Raw genomic sequence first — 21,212 nt, 5'->3', positions numbered from 1 at the left:
GCCAACATTCTTGATATTTATAAATCTAAACTTCAAATTCATAAATTTAAGGTGACTGTTTTTGTTGGTTGAAGTATTTTTGAGGTGTTTAAATTGTTGTAAAATAATGGTTTAAGTGAAGTTATTTGTACTTAGGAATATCTTTTAGAAAAGTATACTGTTCATCAACATAATTCATCTGGCAATAGTAATGATCAAGACCATTTGTGATCATCAGATATTCGGCATCCAGAGCAAGGTTGTATCTTGCAATTTGATCAAAAACATTTTGGGTTATTTTTATACTAGCAGATTTACACTCAACTATAAGGTAGATACTTCCATTCGGATTAAAAATTATAATGTCATATCGTTTAGTCAGTCCATTGAGTTTAATTAGTTTTTCTACATTAATTAAACTTTCAGGATATTTTTTTTCGTCAATAAGATATTGAATGGTATGTTGTCGAACCCATTCTTCTGGAGTAAGGACAACAAATTTTTTGCGGATTCTGTCAAAAATAGAAACTTTATTTTCGCTACTTTTGAATCTGAATTGATACTCTGGAAAGTTAAGCTTTTGCATAGTACAAATTTGATGAATTTTTCTGAATGGATGAAGTAAAACAAATCGTAAGCGATATTAAAAGCGGAAACATAAAACCTGTCTATTTTTTGATGGGAGAAGAGCCTTATTATATTGATAAGATTTCTGAGTTTATAGATAAGAATGTACTTGCTGAAGAGGAAAAGGGGTTCAATCAAATGGTGCTTTATGGTAGAGATGTAACTATTGATGATATTGTTGGAAATGCTAAGCGTTTTCCTATGATGGCAGAGCGACAGGTTGTTATTGTTAAAGAAGCACAAGAATTATCAAGAACAATAGAAAAACTTGCTGATTATGTAGAAAACCCACAACCTTCTACAGTTTTGGTTATGTGCTATAAATACAAAAAGATAGATAAACGTAAAAAGCTCTATAAAGTAGTTGCAAAAAACGGGGTTATTTTTGAAGGGAAAAAACTATATGAAAATCAGGTTGCAGATTGGATAAGAAGAGTATTAGCAGGAGGTAAATATTCAATTGAACCAAAAGCAGCTCAAATGCTTGTGGAGTTTTTAGGAACTGACCTTAGCAAGATAAATAATGAAGTAGAAAAATTAAAACTAATTATTCCGGCTGGTTCTCAGATTACTGCGGATCAAATAGAAGAGAATATTGGTATAAGTAAGGAATTTAATAATTTTGAGCTTCGTAAAGCTATTGGAACGAGAAATGGAGTTAAAGCACATAGGATAATTAATTACTTTGCTCAAAATCCCAAAGATAACCCGCTTGTAGTCACTATTTCTTTGCTATATAGTTTTTTTTCTCAGGTATTACAATATCACGGTTTATCAGATAAGTCACAACGCAATGTAGCTAGTGCTCTCAAAATCAATCCTTATTTTGTCAAAGATTATTCAGAAGCAGCACATAACTATCCTATGAAAAAAGTAAGTAGAATCATTGCCTTTTTAAGAGAGGCTGACATAAAGAGTAAAGGAGTAGGAGCAGCAAATCTTCCTCAAGGAGATATTTTAAAAGAACTTTTAGTCAAAATAATGCGATAAGAGGTTAGAACCTATAGGCCACACCAACAATTCCGAATACATGATTTTGAGCAGTATCTAACACTCCGGTAGACCAGGAATAGATAACACTTAATGAAAGTCGATTTCTAGAGAAATGGATTTCATTATTCATATGCCATGATAAATTATTCAGATCGGATACAGAAACTGGATCATCTTTAAATAAATTTCCCTGAATCGTTGCATTAAATAAATTAATTCTTGATTCAATACTAAACTGAAAGAAAATCTCTGTCGTTTTTTTAGGAGATAGAATTGAATTATTAAAACTGACAGAATGGGTGGGTTTTTCAAATTTCCCTAATCTGAATCCTGCAGTAGGAGCTGCTTGAATATATAAGTTTCCTAGCTTTAAATTGCCTTTACCAAAGAAATTTAGCCAATTATTATTTGGGTTAAAATCGTATAGATAATCCAAATTCATATTGACAAGGAATTGATCTTTAAGTTGAAATTGCCACCCATCATAAATAGGATCATTACTAATACTTTCATGAAACCAATCTTGTAAATTTCTGGCTTGAGATGAAGGTCCCAGAATTCCTGTAAGTACTTCAGCTTTTAAAAAAGAGCGATCAAATACATAGGTAGTGTTTAGAAAAGCATAAAGTAATCCAGCAAAGGGTCTGTCAAAATTCTCTGGACCTTCTACAATATCTGTTTTTACAAACTCATCAATCCCAGAAGGGGTATACCCCTCTATTTTGACACCAATATTGTAAAAATTTGTGATTTTATTTTTAAAAATATTTTGTAATCCTAGAAATTTATCTGCAGTAAAAGAATAATCAAAACCTACACCATAGGAGTAATATCTATCTGTATCTCTATAGAATACGTAAATATCATTATCGTTTGTCGATCTAATCTGATTCTTAAAATGATTCTCCTGACTAGTTATATAAAAAGGGCAGAGGAGGGTAAATAAAAATGTAAAAAAAAGCAAGTTTTTTCTAAGCATTGATTATTGAGTTAAAGATCAGTAATTATTAAGTACATTAACTTTTTTAATGATTAAGACGATTTTTTAATGGTATACTAACTAATATTATTTAGAAATATTATATATGGATACCTACTTAATCAAAAGGATACAATTATCTTTATGTTATTAAAACAATTCAAATGTATAGAGATTATTACATATTCAACCTTAATTGATGAAAATTATTAAGTTTTTTAATGCTACAATTTTTCCTATCCTATTAGTTAATTTCATAGGCATATTGGGATATAGTATTGTAATTCCTATTTTAATATTTATCGTTGTTGACCTTGGAGGAAATGGCTTTATATATGGTATTTTGGGAGCGATGTATCCTTTCTTTCAATTAATAGGAGCTCCGGTTTTAGGAAAATTATCAGATCGTATTGGTCGTAAAAAAGTACTGATGATAAGTCAAGCGGGAACATTTATAGCCTGGTTGTTGTTTTTACTGGCTTTTATTCTTCCTAAGACCACACTTTGGTCATCAGATGCTGATTTTACCGGAAGTTATATTATGACATTACCACTCATCTTACTTTTTGTAGCCAGGATTTTTGACGGCTTCACCGGAGGTAATGTATCAGTAGCTAATGCATATTTGTCAGATATTTCTACAGACGATGATAGAGATAAGAATTTTGGAATGATGGGCGCATCAACAAGCCTTGGCTTTGTCTTGGGGCCTGCGGTTGCAGGAATATTAGCATCTACTTTTTTGGGAGAAGCATTACCGATTATTCTGGCTGCTATGATTTCATTGATTGCCATTATTGTGATTACATTAAAACTACCTGAAAGTAATCCTTGTGTGGTAGATACTGGTAGTTCTGGGTTGACATCTTTTAGAAGATTTTTTCAGGTAGAACATAAGGATTGTTATACTGATGATATAAAATCAGAAGTAAAGTCAAATACATTTTTAGAAATTCTAAAACTAGATCAAATTCCATTATTATACGCTATATATTTTCTTACTTTTTTAGCTTTTAGTCTTTTTTATGCAGGTCTACCTATTTATGCCTCTACTATATTAAAGTGGTCATCGATAGAACTTGGAGTTTTTCTGGCATATTCAAGCGTCATAATGATCTTAGTACAAGGGCCATTATTATCCTATTTATCAGGTAAAGTTTCAAACATTTTATTTGTTGCAGTAGGAACTATATTTTTGGCGATAAGCTTCTATGCGCTATCTTTTCCTAATATTATTGTTATGTATGTTGCAAACACTCTACTATCTCTAGGTAATGGTTTAATGTGGCCAAATTTTTTATCATTATTATCTAAAACAGGAAATCATCAGACTCAAGGAACAATCCAGGGATACGGCAACAGTATGGGAAGTTGCGCAAGTATTTTCGGGCTTATTCTTGGAGGTGTCCTTTTTGAAAGTTTACAGACACAAGTTTTTAGTATTGGAGCGGTAATATTTCTTTTGATATTTATTTTGGTTCTTGTAAATCATCTGAAAAATAAAAAAAACTTAAGATCAGAACAACATCAGGTTGAGACAGTATAATATCACAACATCTAACTTTAATTCGATGGAATCAGTTTAAGTTTAATATTTAAATTCTTGCCGTCATCATACGTGATAATTAGATTTGCTGTTTTCTGAACCGTTGAGGTATTCGCTAGCATGGTTATTTCTTGTGTAGTTTTTGATTTAATAAGATGATTAAGCAGGGTTTTCTTTATTACAAAATTAGAAGATCCTTCCCCTATAATGGCAATATTAGTGATAAAATTACCAGCATTCCCACCAGATGAAGTAATTGAAATATCTCTTGTTTTATTTGGATTAAAAATAACTTCTTTGACAGCATTTAAGGTACTTGCGCGTATTGCATCTCCTTTGGGTTCATCTTTTTTATAAACTTCCATGTGATGCTGTCTTCCACCTGCTTGTACAGGAGAACCTCCCGCAATATATATTCCTTTTCCTGATACTATGGCTTGAGTACCATGACGGGGAAAGTTTAAATCAGACTTGTTAGACCATGAGTTGGTTGAAGGCTTATAAGCTTCTACTTTTTTAAAAGCCGGACCCCGAGTTGTTCCTTCACCACCAATTACAAATAATTCATTCTCAAATACGATAATACTTGCTCCAGCTCTTGGAGTAGGTAAGTTTTGCTTTTTATTTAATGTTGACCATTTACCTTTTTTAAGGTCATAGACATCAACTTGAGGTATTAAGGGACCAAATGTACCTCCAGGGCCTCCAGACTTTCGTCCACTTATAGCATAGATGTTATCATCAATAATGGCTGCACTAAAATGATCTCGCGATATTGGAGCATCTTTTAGTTGCTTCCAGTTGTTATTTAATGGGTCATATACATCAAACCAAGGAATATACCCTCCGTTATGGCCTTTGGTATTTCCTCCAACCAAATAAAACTTATCTTTGTACGTTACTAGACCTGCACCACCTCTTCTTCGTTTAGGAGGTATCATAGGACCTTCCATCCATATATTTAATGACGGATTGTAAATGTAAATATGATCCGCCGGAATTTCGTTAGGAAAGTTATTGGTTTTAAAAGCTCCGATAATCCATACTAAACCATCATATTCTGTAGCCTGAAAATGATTAAATTCTATTGGTGCCTCTGTACCTTGAGACCATGTATTGCTACTATAATCATATATGTCAAGTCTTTTTGCCTGCTCTCTTCCTCCAAACATTATGAATTTGTTACCGGATTGAACAAATGAACATTCGTGCCGTGCAACATAATTTTCACTTTCATTTTTATTTATCCAAGAATCTTGAGCATATGCTGAATTAAAAAAACTGATTATGCAAATTGTAGATAATAAAAAAAGATCATTCTTCATGATGTACAAGTTTTGATAAGTATGAATATATTTGGTTTTTAAACTATAAACAAAACTCACATCTATTATCCTATAACATATCACTTTTTATGATGACCAATTGTTTTATTTTTTGATTTGTATAGAGCTTTTAAATAATTAATGTTATCAGGTTTTTGGATTTGTAGCAAACACAGTAGCTTCTGTTATAAATCCACGATCATCCATTTCTAAAAGGCTTGTAATGGTATGGGCAATTTCTTCACCTCTAAGTTTGGTTTGTTGTTCTACTTCGGTATATTGTTTTACAGCCTGATTGTTATCTACTCTGTTATCAGCAAAACTAGTCATTACTTCACTTGGGTTAACTTGCATCACTCTAATGTTATGAGGCCGTAACTCATTTCTCCAACTTTCTGTCATACCTCGTAATGCAAACTTGGTCGCCACATAAGGAGAAGCAGTAGGAGAACCCTTTAATGAAGATGTAGAACCAATATTTATAATATTTCCATATTCTTTTGCTACAAAATGCTTTGCCGATTCCTTTGCGCAAAGAGCAGCACCCAAAATATTAGTTTTAAATTGATCTGTAAATTTATCTGCTTCAATATCAACAAGTTTTGAGATATATCCATACCCTGCATTATTAACTAATACATTTAGACCATCCATTTTATCCTTTGCAGCTTCTACCATCTGTTTTACTTCAGTTTCACTGGTAACATCTGCTTTTATATAGTCTATATTTAATTCATTAGCAGTTTCCTGAAGTGTTGCCTCATTTCTTCCAGAAATAATTACTTTTGCTCCTTTTTCTTTTAGAAGTTTTGCTGTTGCCTTTCCGATACCAGAATTCCCTCCGGTTATCAATACTTTTGCATCTTTGATATTCATTCTTTCATGTAATTTTTAAGTTAATATCAAAGATATAGTATGAATTCTAAATCTTTTGTTAACCCTAAATGTTATTTTTAAGGAATAGGTAAATAAGAAAAATCTTTTACTTCTGTCATTACAAAAGAGCTTTGTACTTTAGAAATATTTTCTAGTGAAGCTAGTTTATTAGAAAGAAAATCTTGATACCGTTCCATATCCTGGGCATATATTTTAATGAGATAATCAAACATACCTGCAACATGATAACATTCTGCGACTTCAGGAAATTGTTGAATATCTTTCTCAAATTTCTTTAGATAATCCGTTTGATGAAGGTTTAAAGTAACATTACAAAATACTACTAATTGTAAGTTCACTTTTTTACGATCTATAATAGCTTTATATGACTTAATATAACCATCTCTTTCCAGTTTCTTGACCCGTTCAAATATTGGAGTAGTGGTTAAGTTAAGTCTTTCTGCTATCTCTTTGATCGTAATTTTTCCATCTTTTTGTAATAAAAATAATATTGATCGATCAATTTTATCCATAATATTTTTCTTTATAATCTCTTTTATTGAATCAAAAATAGAATAAAATTCTTTAACAATAATTTTTGTATAATTATATTCTTAAATTATCTAATACTATGGTTTTTAATTCTTTTGTTCTTAGTTTTATGAAATGAAAGAACACGACTTTAATCCGGAAAGCCTTATGATGACTTATGGGTATAAACCTGAGTTATCAGAAGGAGCAATAAAATGCCCTATTTTTCAAACATCAACCTTTGTTTTCAAGACAGCAGAAGAGGGAAAAGCCTTTTTTGAGTTGGCATATGGTTTAAGAGAAAAGTCTCCAAAAGAAGAACTTGGACTTATTTATAGTAGAATTAATAATCCAAATCTTGAGATTTTAGAAAATCGTTTATGCCTTTGGGATAAAGCAGATGATTGTGCTGTATTTGAGAGCGGAATGTCGGCAATAAGCACTGTGTTATTAGAGTTTCTGAAACCAGGAGATTTATTGGTGTATAGTAATCCTTTGTATGGAGGTACGGATCATTTTATTCATCATTTTCTTGATAAAATTGGGGTACACACCATCGGAATAATGCCAAATCAAAGTATGGATGAAGTAATCGAAATGATTAATGATTCTGGTAAAGCAGACAGATTGGCAATGATTTATTTGGAGACGCCGGCTAACCCAACCAATGACATTGTTGATATTGAGAAATTTAGTCAAGTAGCGAAACAATTCAGTACAGAAGATAAAAAGGCTCTTGTTGCTGTAGATAATACATACATGGGACCTTTATGGCAACACCCTTTGCAATGCGGGGCTGATTTGGTCTTATATTCTGCAACAAAATACATTGGAGGGCATAGTGATCTTATTGCCGGAGCTGTTTTAGGAAAAGCAGAATTGATGATGCGTGTTAAGACATTGCGTACGTTCCTTGGAAATATGGTAAGTCCGCATACCGCATGGTTAATGTTAAGAAGTTTAGAGACGCTAAAAGTGAGAATGGATCAGCAAACTCAAAATGCACAGATTGTTGCGGACTATCTAAAAAACCATTCAAAAGTTAAAAATGTATATTATCTAGGTTTATTAGAAGAAGGAAGTGAAGCATATCAAATATATCAAAAACAATGTTCTGCGCCAGGAGCAATGGTTTCTTTTGATATAGTAGGAGGAGAAAAGGAAGCATTTACTTTTTTGAATCATCTGAAACTTATGAAGCTCGCTGTAAGCTTGGGGAGTACAGAAAGCTTGGCAGAACATCCAAAAACAATGACACATGCCGGAGTTGATGAAGAGCAAAGACAGCAAATGAAAATTACAGATCAATTGGTAAGATTATCAATTGGAGTAGAGCATTCTAAAGATCTCATTTGGGATTTGGAACAAGCTTTGGAAAAAGTTGAAACTAATTCTATGCTAGAATTAGCGAAGGTATAAAAACCATATTGATATTAATTAACAAAGCACAACTTAAATCGAGTTGTGCTTTGTTGTTTTAGGGTGATTATTTCAGGTTTTTTGAGAATTTATAGAGTAGAGGGGAATATCTACTAAGTAAAATGGGGTTTTTTCCCCATTGTGTGAATAGGTAATCATAGTATCTTTGTTTCAGAATTATAAAAAAGAATAGTATAAACCAATTTTACACATAGAAATCATGAATTTATTCGGTATCAATTTTCAGTCTATTTTAGAATTTGTAAAAGAACTTCCAAAAGCTAGTAGTAATGCAATACACAGATAATAGTCATTACATATTATCTTATGAATTAATTTGGGGAAATTAAAAAAGTAAGAGAAAAAAATAGTGAATCCGTATTTGTATAAATGCGGATTTATTATATAAAAATTAGTTAGAAATACTTATAGTATCATCAGATTTTACTCTTCTTGCTTTGAAGGTTTTAAACAGGAAACTTTTATACGCTCTGATATAACATAAATCAATATCTTCACTATTAATCCAGACTTTAACTGTATACGTTTTTCCGCTATCGGCATTGTATATCGTACCGCCTGATAACTCGCCATCTTCATATTTTAATTCATTTAGGATATTCATCCCTAACAAAGGTCGATTTTGAAGCTCTTTTACAGGATTCTTATTATCTAAACCATTAAAATTGGATAATGGGTTCTCTGCTCGTTTATGAATTTTTCCATAAAAATTATCTCCATCTTTATAAATTTCGATAATTGATCCTCCTGTTATTTCCCATTTCCCGATATACGTGTCGGATGTAATAGAAGAATCTGGGGCAATCAGAAAAAATATTGTCAAAAGAAAAATAAATCTCATTGATATAAATTTATCAATTATACTGCATTAATCTTAAAAAAACTATAAAATGACTAATTATAATGTATAAAAAAACCTCACAATCTAATGCAAAAGACTGTGAGGCTTGATGTTTAAAGAGGTAACTTTTTATTTTAAAGTACCTACCATATCTTCAGGTTTTACCCATTCATCAAATTCTTGATCGGTTACATACCCTAAAGCGATAGCCTCATGTTTTAATGTTGTACCGTTTTGATGAGCTGTATTAGCAATTTCTGCCGCTTTGTAGTATCCTATTTTTGTGTTTAATGCGGTAACGAGCATCAATGAATTATTTAATAATTCTGTGATTCTTTTTTGATTAGGCTCGATTCCTTGAGCACAATGTTCATCAAAAGAAACACAAGCATCCCCAATAAGTTGTGCACTTTGTAATAGGTTGGCCGCCATTACAGGTTTAAAAACATTTAATTCAAAATGACCTTGCATTCCACCAACATTTATAGCTACGTCATTTCCTAACACTTGAGCGCATACCATGGTTAAAGCTTCGCATTGTGTAGGGTTTACTTTTCCAGGCATAATAGAACTTCCTGGCTCGTTAGCAGGAATAATTAGTTCTCCAATACCACTTCTTGGTCCAGAAGCTAACATTCGAATATCATTTCCTATTTTATTAAGAGAAATAGCTAATTGCTTCAAAGCTCCATGACTTTCAACAAATGCGTCGTGTGCTGCCAAAGCTTCAAATTTATTTTCAGCAGTGATAAATGGTAAACTGGTAAATTGTGCAATAAATTCTGATACTCGTTTAGCATATCCCTTTGGAGTATTTAATCCGGTTCCAACTGCAGTGCCGCCCAATGCTAATTCTGCCATATGGGGTAAAGTGTTTTCTAATGCTTTTATTCCATGATCTAATTGAGAAACATATCCAGATAATTCCTGTCCTATTGTAAGGGGAGTAGCATCCATAAAATGCGTTCTTCCGATTTTTACAACATCTCTAAACTCTTCTGATTTTTTCTTAAGCGTATCTCTTAATTGAATAACTCCAGGAATAGTAACTTCTACTATTTTTTTATAAGCAGCAATATGCATTCCTGTTGGAAAAGTATCATTAGAAGATTGAGATTTATTAACATCATCATTTGGTTGTAATGTTTTTTCTCCTTCGCCTATTGTTTGCCCTGCTAACTGATGTGCTCTATTAGCAATAACCTCATTTACATTCATATTGCTTTGTGTACCAGAACCTGTTTGCCAGATTACCAAAGGAAATTGATCATCGTGTTTTCCTTCTAATATCTCATCACATACTTGTGCAATTAAATCCCTTTTTTCTATTGGTAAAACACCAAGTTCACAGTTGGTATATGCAGCAGCTTTTTTTAAATAGGCAAATCCATAAACAATTTCTAGTGGCATAGAAGCAGGTGCCCCGATTTTAAAGTTATTTCTAGAACGTTCTGTTTGTGCTCCCCAAAGCTTATCAGCAGGTACTTTTACCTCGCCCATTGTATCCTTTTCTATTCTATATTGCATAGCCTTAATGATTTGTTTTTTTGAAAGGGCAAATTTAAGCATTTACCGTCCTATTTCTGAATAAAGCGACTATTTTTTGGTATATAAATTATGATCAGAAGAGATTTAAAAATAAATTATATTTCTGTTATGACATATAAATAAGACTTATTATCTTTGTCAAAATTGAAAATTAGAATATCGTTATGTTTGAATTTGATCAGTACCTTGGTTTTTTAGCTTTTTTGACTATCCTAACTATAGGATTTTGGCTAATGATCTTTTTATTAACTTTTGTAGTTCCTTATTGGATTATTGGTGCAAATATTGAGAACTTTAAAATGTGGAGAGAGTCAAAACGTAAGGCTAGAGAAGAAGCATAATTGGATATTAATTATATATAAAAAGGAAGTCAATTTGACTTCCTTTTTTTGTTTTATCCTATGATTTTTCATAAGTATACTATCCTTCAAATTCGTCATCTCCATCAAAGTTTCTTTGAGATCTTTGTCTTTTCTTTTTCTGATTAAATCTATAGGTGAAAGAGAGATTGAAACTACGTTCTCTCCATTGAAATTCACTATCAGAAATAAAAGTAGATGTGGTAGAAGTGCTCATTCTTTTTCTTGAGTTAAACACATCACTTATATTAAAGGTTAATGATCCTTTTTCTTTAAATACATCTTTACTGAAAGCAAGGGTCATGCTAAAAATCCCATCACTTTTTGTTTGAGCGTTTTCATTTGGTCCTCTATAAAAAATACTGGTTTGCCAATCGATTTTGGCAGGTAATGTAACTTTATTATTTATCCTTGCAAACCAACTGAAAATATCAGCATCTAGATTTTCACCATTATTTTCTCCTCTAATATTGTTTTGAAAAGCATTGAAGTTACCATTTAGCCTCCATTTCCTGCTTGGATTGTAAGTTAATGTAAACTCAAAACCATATCGATCAGAACTGGTTAGGTTTATTGGTCTTCTCCTAATAACGGGAACCTCTGTGCCTGGGTTATTATCATCTGCTCCAATAGTAGCAGTATCACCAGTGTCTTCTGAAATGAAAGTGAATATTTGAGTAGAATGATTATAATAAATAGACGTGTTTAATGTTAGTTTCCCCATTCTATTAAGATATCCTAAGTCAAAAGTATTAGCATAACTAGGATCTAGATCTGGATTCCCCTGAAAAATATTAGTTGCACTGGATCTTGAAGGAAACGGGTTGATAAATCTTGAGCGGGGTCTACGTATTCTTCGATTATATCCAAGAGTTAAACTTTGCTTTTTTGATAATTCATACCCAAGGTTTATGGTTGGAAATACATCTATATAGTTCTTTTTACTAAATTCATTGCTGGTTTGTTGATCTATTGTAATACGTGTGCTCTCTGTTCTAAGTCCCAACAGATAAGACAATTTTCCCCATTTACTTCCAAATTGTGTGTACGCAGCATTTACTTGTTCTCGATACAGCAATGTATTTGATAAGTCAGTATCTGTAGTTGTTATTCCATTATCTTCAAATTGAACGAGGAAATCAGTGTCCAGCTCATTAAAATTACCACGATATCCTAGTTCGAACTGACTTTTTTCTCCAATGGGAAGTATATAATCTGCTTGTAATAAAATACGATCTTGATCTTCTAATGTATTAACTAGTTCTGTAGTTGTAATATTTTCCTGTGTGATTTGAGAGCGCTCTTCTTCACTACTATCTTCAATTTGAAAATCGAAAGTTAACTTATGTCCGGTATCATCAAAATCTTTAGTGTAGTTAAGAGAATATTGTTTAGTGGTATCGTCTTCCGTTTCCGGATCAAATCTGGTATTTTGACTTATGATGTCACCATTAGCATCTAGTTCTGTAATTATATTTGTCGTATTACTCTCATTATCGCTTGATCGATATAAAAATGATGTTGTAATGGATGAAGTTTTGTTAATATACCATTCGACACCAACATTAGAATTTAGTCCTTTGCGTATTCTATCAAAATCTCGGTCTTCATTAAGAAAAGTATCTGGGTTATCTATTCCATCAGAATCAATGTTGAAAAACTTTGTTTCATTTAATGAATTTCCGGGAGATTCTCTATATCTATAGCCAGAAGTAGTAAAAAAGTTAAAATCCCCTGTACGGTAATTTATATTTCCAGAGATACCTCCAGCCAACGGGTATCCGCTATTCACTGTAATTGCTCCATTAACACCTTGTAGTTTGCTTCGTCTTAAAATGATATTCAGAATTCCTGCAGTGCCTTCTGCATCATATCTGGCAGAAGGAGATGTGATTACTTCAACTCTCTCTATGGATTCTGCAGGTAATTGACGTAAGGCATCAGTACTATTTAAACCGACTAATCCCGATGGTTTTCCGTTGATCAGAATTCTAACATTATCATTTCCACGAAGAGCTACGTTACCTTCTACGTCAACTGAAACAGAGGGGACGTTATCTAAAACATCACTAACTGTGCCACCACTTACAGTAAGGTCTTTTCCAACATTGTAAATTTTCTTATCTAGTTTTATCTCAACAGTGGTTTTCTCTGCAATGACTACTACATCATCAAGCGTCTCTGTATCTAAACCCAAAGATATTTTTCCGAGATTAGTGTTTTTGAATAATTTCTGTTTTTGTAGTTTTTTGGTTTTGAAGGAAATAAATTCAATACTTACATCATAAACCCCCGGAGTTACTTCTATACTAAATTTCCCTTCTTCATTTGTGATTCCTCCAGTTACTACTTTCTTTAATTTTGGGCTGAAAAATGCTATTGTTGCATATTCCAATGGTTCATTAGTATCTTGATCAAGTACAGAACCTGTTATTGTTATAGGGTTTTTAGAAAAATTTCTGTTTTGAGAAAAAGTAATCCAAGTACATATAAATAATAATAGAAATAAACCTTTTTTCATGTTTTAATGAGATAAAATAAGGGCCAAAAGTATCTAAGAAGATACTATAAAGCGGTTAATAGTCTGTTAAATGTCTTTGTATTAAATAAGCCATATAAAAATCACTTTTATATGGCTTATTTAAGACTATTAATTTTTAGAAAGGTTTAATCGATGATTACTTTTTTTTAAAAAAATTAAAGAATATCAACAACTTTTTGTGGAGGTCTTCCTATAATTGCTTTATTATCTTTAACAACAATAGGTCTTTCAATAAGAATTGGATGCTTACTTAAAACAGAAATCAATTCAGTATTAGTAATCTCTTTACCTTTATAATTTTCTTTCCAGACGGTTTCATTTTTTCTCACCAAATCTATTGGAGAAATATTCAAAAATTTTATTATTTCGGTTAATTCTTCAACAGATGGAGGAGTTTCCAGATATTTTACTATTGTAATATCTTCTGTTTTCTCTTCTAGTATAGCAAGAGTTTCTCTGGATTTACGGCATCTTGGATTATGATAAATCGTTGTCATAGTTGTTTTTTTAGAGATAGAAGTCTAATGACAGAGGTGTGATCCACTTTTAGAATACAATCTCTGACTTCGAATTTGTTTTTTACTTTTCTAACATAATACTAAAAATTTAAATTTGGTTTTATTGTAGAATTATTAGTTTACCTCATTCGTTACTCTAATTCATTCTTCATTTTTTTGCCCCATCATCATCAGATAAGCTTTTAGAAATTGATCAATATTTCCATCCATTACGGCATCAACATTTCCTGTTTCTTCAGCTGTTCTTACGTCTTTTACAAGTTTATAAGGGTGCATAACATAATTACGAATCTGCGATCCCCATTCTATTTTCATTTTTGAAGCTTCAATTTCATCCCGTTGTGCTCGTTGTTTTTGAAGTTCTATTTCAAATAATTGAGATTTAAGCATTTGTAAAGCTTTTAATCTATTCTCTTGTTGGGATCTGGTGTCTGAACACGAAATCTGTATACCTGTTGGGAAATGAGTAAGTTGTACTTTGGTTTCTACTTTATTTACATTTTGCCCACCAGCACCACTGGACCTGGATGTTATGATCTCATAATCTGCAGGATTAATATCTATTTCTATACTATCATCTGCAAGTGGATATACATAAATGGAAGCAAAAGAAGTATGTCGTTTCGCATTACTATCAAACGGAGAAATTCTCACTAATCGATGTACACCATTTTCACCTTTAAGCCATCCAAAGGCATAATCACCATCAATTTCGAGTGTAACAGTTTTTATTCCGGCTACATCACCTCCTTGGTAGTTTAGTTCTCTAACGGTATACCCTTGTTTTTCTGCCCACATTAAGTACATTCGCATAAGCATACTTGCCCAATCACAACTTTCTGTACCTCCGGCACCTGCTGTAATTTGCAATACGGCACTCATGCTGTCTCCTTCATCACTTAACATGTTTTTAAACTCTAAGCTTTCAATTTCGGATAAAGATTCTTGATAACGTTCTGTTATTTCTTCTTCTGTGGTATCTCCTTCTTTGTAAAATTCATACAAAACCTCAAGATCATCTACTAGAGAAACACCTTTTTCATAATCAGATACCCATTTTTTTTCAGCATTAAGAGAGCGCATTAGTTTTTCAGCCTCCTGGGCATTGTCCCAAAAATCTGGAGCATAAGTCTTTTCCTCCTCGTTAGCTATTTCAATAAGTTTGGCATCAATGTCAAAGATACCTCCTTAACGCAACCAGGCGCTTTCTGAGATCTAATAAAGTCTCTGTTGTTATCATCATCTAATTAATTTTTGACAAAAATAGGATTTAACAGTTCAGTAAGAAATAATTTTTATGTTATTTTATAGTTTTAGAAATTTTATAAACTTTTCTACACAAATCATACGCTATGAAACGTTATTTTGTTTGTTTGTTTTTTCTAATAGGAAATGTTATTTCTGCTCAATTTCTTGAAGAAAAGAAAAATTTAAAATCTTATGATGGTTACTTTAAGTTTCATTACAATGAAGAAAAAGATGAGATTTATCTCGAGGTAGATAAGCTTGAGTCTGAATTTTTATATGTCCATTCTTTGGCTACTGGTTTGGGTTCAAATGATATTGGGTTAGATAGAGGCCAAATTGGAGATGGAGTAGTGGTAAAATTTCAAAAAGCAGGAAATAAATTATTATTAGTTCAGCCTAATCAACAATATCGAGCTATTACAAATAATGCGTTAGAAAAAAGAAGTGTAGAGCAGGCATTTGCCAAATCAGTTTTATTTGGTTTTCCTATTAAGGAGGAGAAAGCGGGAAAGTATATAGTGGATCTTACGCCTTTCTTATTACAGGATACTCATGGTATAATAGGACGGTTAAAAGCTCAAAAAGAAGGTGCTTACAATATAGATAAGCAAAAAAGCGCTTTAAGTCTCGAAAGAACTAAAGCTTTTCCTAAAAATGTAGAATTTGAGGCTTTACTTACATATAAAGGAGTTTCTACTGGTCGTAATGTTAGATCCGTAGCGCCTAATTCAAAATACCTTACTGTTATTCAGCATCATTCATTTGTAGAATTACCAGATGATGGATATAAGAAAAGAAAATTTGACCCCAGAAGTGGTTCTATATTTATATCCTATATGGATTATGCTACTCCTGTACATAAACCAATTACTAAGCGATATAGTATTCGTCATCGGTTAGAGAAAAAGAATCCAAAACAGGCAATGAGTGAAGCTAAAGAGCCAATTATTTATTATTTAGATCCTGGTACTCCAGAGCCAGTACGATCAGCCTTGTTAGAAGGAGCAAGGTGGTGGAACCAAGCATATGAAGCTATTGGTTTTAAAGATGCATTTCAGGTAAAGATGTTGCCTGCAGATGCAGATCCAATGGATTTACGATACAATGTTATTCAATGGGTACATCGGTCAACAAGAGGATGGAGTTATGGAGCTAGTGTAGTAGATCCTAGAACAGGAGAAATCCTTAAAGGGCATGTAAGCCTAGGAAGTTTAAGAATCAGACAGGATTTTTTAATTGCACAAGCTTTGTTAAATAAACCTTTTGCTACTGGTGATGATAATTATAAGCCTATGTTAGAAATGGCTTTAGCTCGTATTCGACAATTATCAGCTCACGAAGTAGGGCATACTATTGGATTTGCTCATAATTTTGCAGCAAGTACAAATGGAAGGGCTTCAGTAATGGATTATCCTCATCCAACGCTTACCCTTAAAAACAATGAGGTAGATTTATCGGATGCGTATGATATAAATATAGGCGAATGGGATAAAGTAACCGTAGCATATAGTTACTCAGAATTTGCAGAAGGAGTGAATGAAGACGAGGCACTTAGAGCTATTTTGGATAAAGCGTATTCATCTGGGCTTAGGTTTATATCTGATAGTGATGCAAGACCACAAGGAGGTGCACATGAACTGGCACATTTATGGGATAATGGTAAGAGTGCTACAGATGAATTGAAAAATGTATTAAAAATTAGAGAGGTTGCTATGAAAACTTTTTCTACTGATAATATTCGTAGTAATGAACCTTATTCTGTTTTGGAAGATGTTTTTGTGCCACTTTATTTCTTGCATAGGTATCAAACTGAGGCAGCTATAAAGCTTATCGGGGGTTTGAATTATAATTATGCTGTTAAAGACGATCAACAAACCATTGTTGAGACAGTTAGTCCTAAAAAACAAAAGGAAGCATTGATAGAAGTCCTTCAGACTCTAACCCCACAAAAACTTGCTATTCCAGAAGATAAACTAAAATTGTTCCCTCCAAGAGCTTTTGGTTATTATCGCTCAAGAGAGTCTTTTAAAGGAAAAACAGGAGTAGGTTTTGATGCTCTTAGTGTAGCTTCAACGGCAAGCGATATGAGTCTTTCTCTTTTGTTACATCCAGAAAGGACTTCGAGATTAGTACAACAAAAGAGTTTAGATCAAGATCAATTGGGCCTTTCTGAAACATTGGATCAATTAATAGCATTATCTTTTAAAACTAAAGTAAAAAATAGCTATCATAAAGAAATTCAAGAAGTGATTAAAGCGAATGTTTTAAAACATCTTATGAATCTTAGTGTTGACAAAAAAGCTTACACTCAGGTGAATGCTATAGCTTATGGGAAACTTATAGACTTAACAATTCTTCTAAAAAATACACCAGCGAATTCAACTTATAAAGTGTATGATAGTTATTATCTAAATCAAATCAACAGGTTTTTGCAGAATCCCGAAAAATTTAAAGTTTTACCATCTCCAAAAATTCCGGATGGTTCCCCTATTGGAAGTTATAAATGTAGTATACAACCGTAAAATAAAATAGAGAATTAATATTCAAATTCATTTTATAGAAAGAATTAGTTTCATAGGTTTGTTCTAATGACGAATTGACTTTGTTAAATAAATAATGCTCCATGAATATAGAAAAGGATTTTAAAAAAAAATTGAAAGAAATTAGTGATATTTTAGATGATAAAACTTTTGAAAACAAAGAAGTAGGAGTGTTGTCAGGTGTCTCAGGTATAGCATTGTTCCAATTTTATTATGCTAAGTTTTTGGATGATGATACACATGCAGATAAAGGTGCTGATATAATAACAAAAGCGGTAGAACTTATTAATGAGGGATTTACTTACCCAACCTTTTGTACAGGTATCGCTGGAGCATGTTGGGTATTAGAAATTCTTAAAGAAGAGGAGTTTGTAGAACTTGAAGATGATTTTCTGTCATCTGACCTAGATGAATACCTGTTGTCAGCTATGAGAGCTGATATAGAAACAGAAAACTTTGATTTTTTACATGGGGCGATGGGATATGGGTTTTATTTTTTAAAACGGTATCAAAACACTACTTCTTTGGTATTGAAAGAAGGATATAAAGAATACCTTGATGAGTTAATAAATGCATTCAAAAAAACAGCAAAAAAGAATGACCGTGGAGTTTGGTGGGAATCTATTTTAAAAAAAGAAGATAACCTTAAGGGGTGTAACCTGAGTTTATCTCACGGGATATCAAGTACGATTAATTTTTTGTCCAGGATAGCAGAGCATGAAGAGTTTTATGACGATGTTAATGAGGTATTAACTCAAACTGTGAAGTTTATATTGAGTTATAAGAATCGGGATATTGCAGAGAGTTCACAATTTCCTAGCTGGATAGTTGAAGAAAAAGAAAATAATGTAAATTATTATTCGAGATTAGCGTGGTGTTATGGTGATTTAGGGGTGGGAATATCTCTTTTACATGCAGGAGAAGCTCTAAAAGATGAAGAACTTAAAAATGAAGCGATTGCTATATTAAAACATTCCACCAAAAGAAGGGATATAAAAGAAGCAGGAGTTATGGATGCTGGATTATGTCATGGGGCATATGGTATACTTCATATATATAATTACTTATATAGAAAAACAAAAGAAATAATATTTAAAGAAACTGCTGATCACTGGGCTGAGCAAGCACTTATTATGGGAACTCATGAAAAAGGATATGCGGGATATATGGTTTGGCGAGGTTCTGATGAAGAGAAATGGAAAAATGAAGAGAGTTTGTTGGAAGGAATTGCGGGTATAGGATTGTCTATTATATCCTATTTAGCACCTTTTGATACCAAATGGGATGAATGTCTTTTAATTAGTTAGTTAGATACAGATTCACTACAACTTTTAAGAAATTAAATTTTGTATTTGTATGATTCATTTAAAACTTTATGACAATGAAAATAGATCTTAGAAGCGATACGGTTACCAAGCCAACTCCAGAAATGCTAAACGCTATGATGGAAGCAGAAGTAGGGGATGATGTGTATAAAGAAGATCCTACTGTAAATGCTTTAGAAGAAAAAATAGCACATATGTTTGGTAAAGACATGGCTTTGTTCTTTCCTTCTGGAAGCATGGCAAATCAAGCTGCTATCAAATTACATACTCAACCGGGAGAACAGCTAATTGCTGATAAATATGCTCATGTCTATAATTATGAAGGAGGAGGAGTATCTTTTAATAGCGGAGTTTCTTGTAAATTGTTGGATGGTCATAGAGGTATGATTACAGCTGCTCAAGTTGAGGAAGCTATCAACCCTCCTGATTTTTATCATAGTCCGTTAACAAGCTTGGTATGTATAGAAAATACAACAAATAAAGGAGGAGGAGCTTGTTATGATTTTGAGGATATTAAAAAAATTAAACAAGTTTGTGATCAACATAATCTGGGATATCATTTGGATGGAGCAAGATTATGGAATGCCCTTGTAGCCAAAGGAGAAAGTGCTAAGCAATATGGAGATATTTTTGATACTATTTCTGTTTGTTTAAGTAAAGGGCTAGGAGCGCCTATAGGTTCTGTATTGATTGGGGATTCTGCAATTATGGAAAAAGCTATTAGAGTAAGGAAAGTTTTAGGAGGAGGGATGCGTCAAGTTGGATACCTGGCGGCTGCAGGATTGTATGCTGTAGAGAATCATATTGACAGACTTGCTGAAGACCATAAAAGAGCTAGAGAAATAGGAGAAGTTTTAGAAAAATTATCAATTGTAAAACAAGTAGAATCTATAGATACAAATATTATCATATTTACTATTGATGGTAAAGAGGAGGATTTTATTGCACAAATGGCATTAAAAAACATTCATTTTTATGGTATGGGGCAAGGTAAGTTGAGATTTGTAACCCACTTGGGCTATACACAACAAATGCACGAATATTTTCTCGAGATGTTATCATCGGTATCAGCGCAAAAAGATAAAGCTGTTCATGGTATTTGAACAGCTTTTATTATTAACACTTAGTAAAATTAAATTTCTTTAATATCTGCTCCAGAAGAGTTTTCTTTAACAGAATTAATACCATTTTCCATACCTGACTCAGAAGAGTACATCTGACTGCTCCCAATAATCTGACCGTTTCCTGCCTTAAGATTAAAATAGAATTTTCCGTTTTTTGCAGTTTTACGCTCATATCTACCATCTTCTGAAGCGTTCTTTTTAACAGAAGCAATTCCATTTTCTGCAGCAGCTTTACTATTGTAAACTTCACTGCTTAAGATAACTTGCCCGTTTTTTGCTTTTAAAGTAAAATGATAGCTAGACCCTTCCTTATTTTTGAGTTCAAACATATTGTTAGATTTTTAGTTAATTTTTTAGCTTTTGTTAAAATTATATAATAAATCGCAGAAAGAAAAATATAAAAACGCCTAAGCATATTTTTTTAGAAAGTTAGATGTATTATATTTAGAATACCACTATTTAAACATATCTAATCCCGGGATATTGGGCATACCTTCTTTTGCTACTGCTGCTAATTCTGTTTCATTAACTTGTGTTGCTTTAACAATTGCCTTGTTAAGTGTAAGAATTAGATAATCTTCTAATTGTTCTTTGTCGGCCAACAGCTCATCTGATATGGTAATACTTTTTATTTCTCTGTTAGCGGTAAGTGTGATTTTAAGTAAATCATCGGTGCTGTTTTCGTCAATTAAAACAGTATCCAGCCTTTTTTTAGTTTCTTCTACTTTTTGTTGGGTTTCTTTGAGTTTTCCCATCATTCCCATCATATCTCCAAACATGTATATTTATTTTGAAATTTATAATTGCAAAATTAGTATTTTGGTTGTTAATAAACTAGCAAGATTATTATGAAAACTCGGTACCATATATT

General features: G+C 32.4%; 19 protein-coding genes. 7 read left to right on the top strand and 12 right to left on the bottom strand.

Annotated elements, in window-relative coordinates; translation table 11 throughout:
- Positions 1–121: 121 nt before the first annotated feature.
- Positions 122–565 carry a type I restriction enzyme HsdR N-terminal domain-containing protein gene (locus PQF96_RS20700; protein ID WP_109438440.1) on the bottom strand — a complete coding sequence of 148 codons (444 nt, stop codon included), beginning with the start codon at positions 563–565 and terminating at the stop codon, positions 122–124.
- 26 nt (positions 566–591) lie between these two features.
- On the opposite strand from PQF96_RS20700, the gene holA reads away from it, so the two are divergent.
- Positions 592–1,596 (top strand): DNA polymerase III subunit delta, encoded by a 1,005-nt coding sequence (gene holA, locus PQF96_RS20695; RefSeq protein ID WP_109438441.1) that lies wholly within the window; start codon positions 592–594, stop codon positions 1,594–1,596.
- A 4-nt stretch (positions 1,597–1,600) separates the two neighbouring features.
- Here the strand turns inward: holA and PQF96_RS20690 are convergent, their stop codons facing one another.
- On the bottom strand, positions 1,601–2,578 hold the full coding sequence (locus tag PQF96_RS20690) for a lipid A-modifier LpxR family protein (RefSeq protein WP_143916381.1): 978 nt from the start codon (positions 2,576–2,578) through the stop codon (positions 1,601–1,603).
- A 199-nt stretch (positions 2,579–2,777) separates the two neighbouring features.
- Between PQF96_RS20690 and PQF96_RS20685 the strand changes: the two genes are divergently transcribed.
- Positions 2,778–4,124, top strand: a complete 1,347-nt coding sequence (locus tag PQF96_RS20685; RefSeq protein ID WP_271768059.1) for an MFS transporter — start codon at positions 2,778–2,780, stop codon at positions 4,122–4,124.
- Between the two features lie 17 nt (positions 4,125–4,141).
- On the opposite strand, the gene PQF96_RS20680 is transcribed toward PQF96_RS20685, so the two are convergent.
- From PQF96_RS20680 to PQF96_RS20670, 3 genes are all read right to left on the bottom strand, one after another.
- Positions 4,142–5,449: a Kelch repeat-containing protein gene (locus PQF96_RS20680; RefSeq protein WP_271768058.1), complete on the bottom strand. Its 1,308-nt coding sequence runs from the start codon at positions 5,447–5,449 to the stop codon at positions 4,142–4,144.
- Between the two features lie 147 nt (positions 5,450–5,596).
- Positions 5,597–6,325 carry an SDR family oxidoreductase gene (locus tag PQF96_RS20675; protein ID WP_143916384.1) on the bottom strand — a complete coding sequence of 243 codons (729 nt, stop codon included), beginning with the start codon at positions 6,323–6,325 and terminating at the stop codon, positions 5,597–5,599.
- Positions 6,326–6,402: 77 nt separating this feature from the next.
- On the bottom strand, positions 6,403–6,858 hold the full coding sequence (locus tag PQF96_RS20670) for an Lrp/AsnC family transcriptional regulator (RefSeq protein WP_143916385.1): 456 nt from the start codon (positions 6,856–6,858) through the stop codon (positions 6,403–6,405).
- A gap of 133 nt (positions 6,859–6,991) precedes the next feature.
- On the opposite strand from PQF96_RS20670, the gene PQF96_RS20665 reads away from it, so the two are divergent.
- On the top strand, positions 6,992–8,275 hold the full coding sequence (locus tag PQF96_RS20665; protein WP_271768057.1) for a cystathionine gamma-synthase family protein: 1,284 nt from the start codon (positions 6,992–6,994) through the stop codon (positions 8,273–8,275).
- Between the two features lie 412 nt (positions 8,276–8,687).
- On the opposite strand, the gene PQF96_RS20660 is transcribed toward PQF96_RS20665, so the two are convergent.
- Together PQF96_RS20660 and fumC are read right to left on the bottom strand one after the other, a co-directional pair.
- Positions 8,688–9,137, bottom strand: a complete 450-nt coding sequence (locus PQF96_RS20660) for a DUF2147 domain-containing protein (RefSeq protein WP_271768056.1) — start codon at positions 9,135–9,137, stop codon at positions 8,688–8,690.
- 129 nt (positions 9,138–9,266) lie between these two features.
- The gene (fumC, locus tag PQF96_RS20655) at positions 9,267–10,664 is read right to left on the bottom strand and encodes a class II fumarate hydratase (protein ID WP_143916387.1); all 1,398 of its coding nucleotides are present in this window, start codon (positions 10,662–10,664) and stop codon (positions 9,267–9,269) included.
- Positions 10,665–10,849: 185 nt separating this feature from the next.
- On the opposite strand from fumC, the gene PQF96_RS20650 reads away from it, so the two are divergent.
- On the top strand, positions 10,850–11,026 hold the full coding sequence (locus tag PQF96_RS20650) for a hypothetical protein (RefSeq protein ID WP_271768055.1): 177 nt from the start codon (positions 10,850–10,852) through the stop codon (positions 11,024–11,026).
- 79 nt (positions 11,027–11,105) lie between these two features.
- Here PQF96_RS20650 and PQF96_RS20645 read toward each other — a convergent pair whose 3' ends face one another.
- From PQF96_RS20645 to prfB, 3 genes are all read right to left on the bottom strand, one after another.
- Entirely contained in the window at positions 11,106–13,565 is a 2,460-nt protein-coding gene (locus PQF96_RS20645; protein WP_271768054.1) for a TonB-dependent receptor domain-containing protein, read from the bottom strand.
- A 176-nt stretch (positions 13,566–13,741) separates the two neighbouring features.
- A complete protein-coding gene (arsC, locus tag PQF96_RS20640) occupies positions 13,742–14,083 on the bottom strand; it encodes an arsenate reductase (glutaredoxin) (RefSeq protein WP_109438450.1) in 342 nt (113 codons plus the stop codon).
- 162 nt (positions 14,084–14,245) lie between these two features.
- Positions 14,246–15,344, bottom strand: a protein-coding gene (prfB, locus tag PQF96_RS20635) for a peptide chain release factor 2 (protein ID WP_271768201.1) whose coding sequence is annotated in 2 segments (ribosomal slippage) — positions 14,246–15,280 and positions 15,282–15,344 — 1,098 coding nt in all. Because the reading frame shifts where the segments join, the coding sequence is not laid out codon by codon here.
- A 112-nt stretch (positions 15,345–15,456) separates the two neighbouring features.
- On the opposite strand from prfB, the gene PQF96_RS20630 reads away from it, so the two are divergent.
- The 3 genes from PQF96_RS20630 to PQF96_RS20620 all read left to right on the top strand — a co-directional run bounded on the left by PQF96_RS20630 (position 15,457) and on the right by PQF96_RS20620 (position 20,320).
- On the top strand, positions 15,457–17,874 hold the full coding sequence (locus tag PQF96_RS20630) for a zinc-dependent metalloprotease (protein WP_271768053.1): 2,418 nt from the start codon (positions 15,457–15,459) through the stop codon (positions 17,872–17,874).
- 101 nt (positions 17,875–17,975) lie between these two features.
- The gene (locus PQF96_RS20625) at positions 17,976–19,199 is read left to right on the top strand and encodes a lanthionine synthetase C family protein (protein WP_271768052.1); all 1,224 of its coding nucleotides are present in this window, start codon (positions 17,976–17,978) and stop codon (positions 19,197–19,199) included.
- A 74-nt stretch (positions 19,200–19,273) separates the two neighbouring features.
- Positions 19,274–20,320, top strand: a complete 1,047-nt coding sequence (locus PQF96_RS20620; RefSeq protein WP_271768051.1) for a threonine aldolase family protein — start codon at positions 19,274–19,276, stop codon at positions 20,318–20,320.
- 29 nt (positions 20,321–20,349) lie between these two features.
- Here the strand turns inward: PQF96_RS20620 and PQF96_RS20615 are convergent, their stop codons facing one another.
- Both PQF96_RS20615 and PQF96_RS20610 read right to left on the bottom strand, forming a co-directional pair.
- Positions 20,350–20,670, bottom strand: a complete 321-nt coding sequence (locus PQF96_RS20615; protein ID WP_109438455.1) for a YegP family protein — start codon at positions 20,668–20,670, stop codon at positions 20,350–20,352.
- Positions 20,671–20,796: 126 nt separating this feature from the next.
- A complete protein-coding gene (locus PQF96_RS20610; RefSeq protein ID WP_109438456.1) occupies positions 20,797–21,120 on the bottom strand; it encodes a YbaB/EbfC family nucleoid-associated protein in 324 nt (107 codons plus the stop codon).
- Between the last annotated feature and the right edge of the window lie 92 nt (positions 21,121–21,212).

Origin of the sequence: Aquimarina algiphila, from assembly GCF_947494415.1 — a bacterium.
GTDB lineage: Bacteria > Bacteroidota > Bacteroidia > Flavobacteriales > Flavobacteriaceae > Aquimarina > Aquimarina algiphila.
Note: the sequence above shows the minus strand (reverse complement) of the source record. Positions and strands in the feature narration are given on the sequence as shown.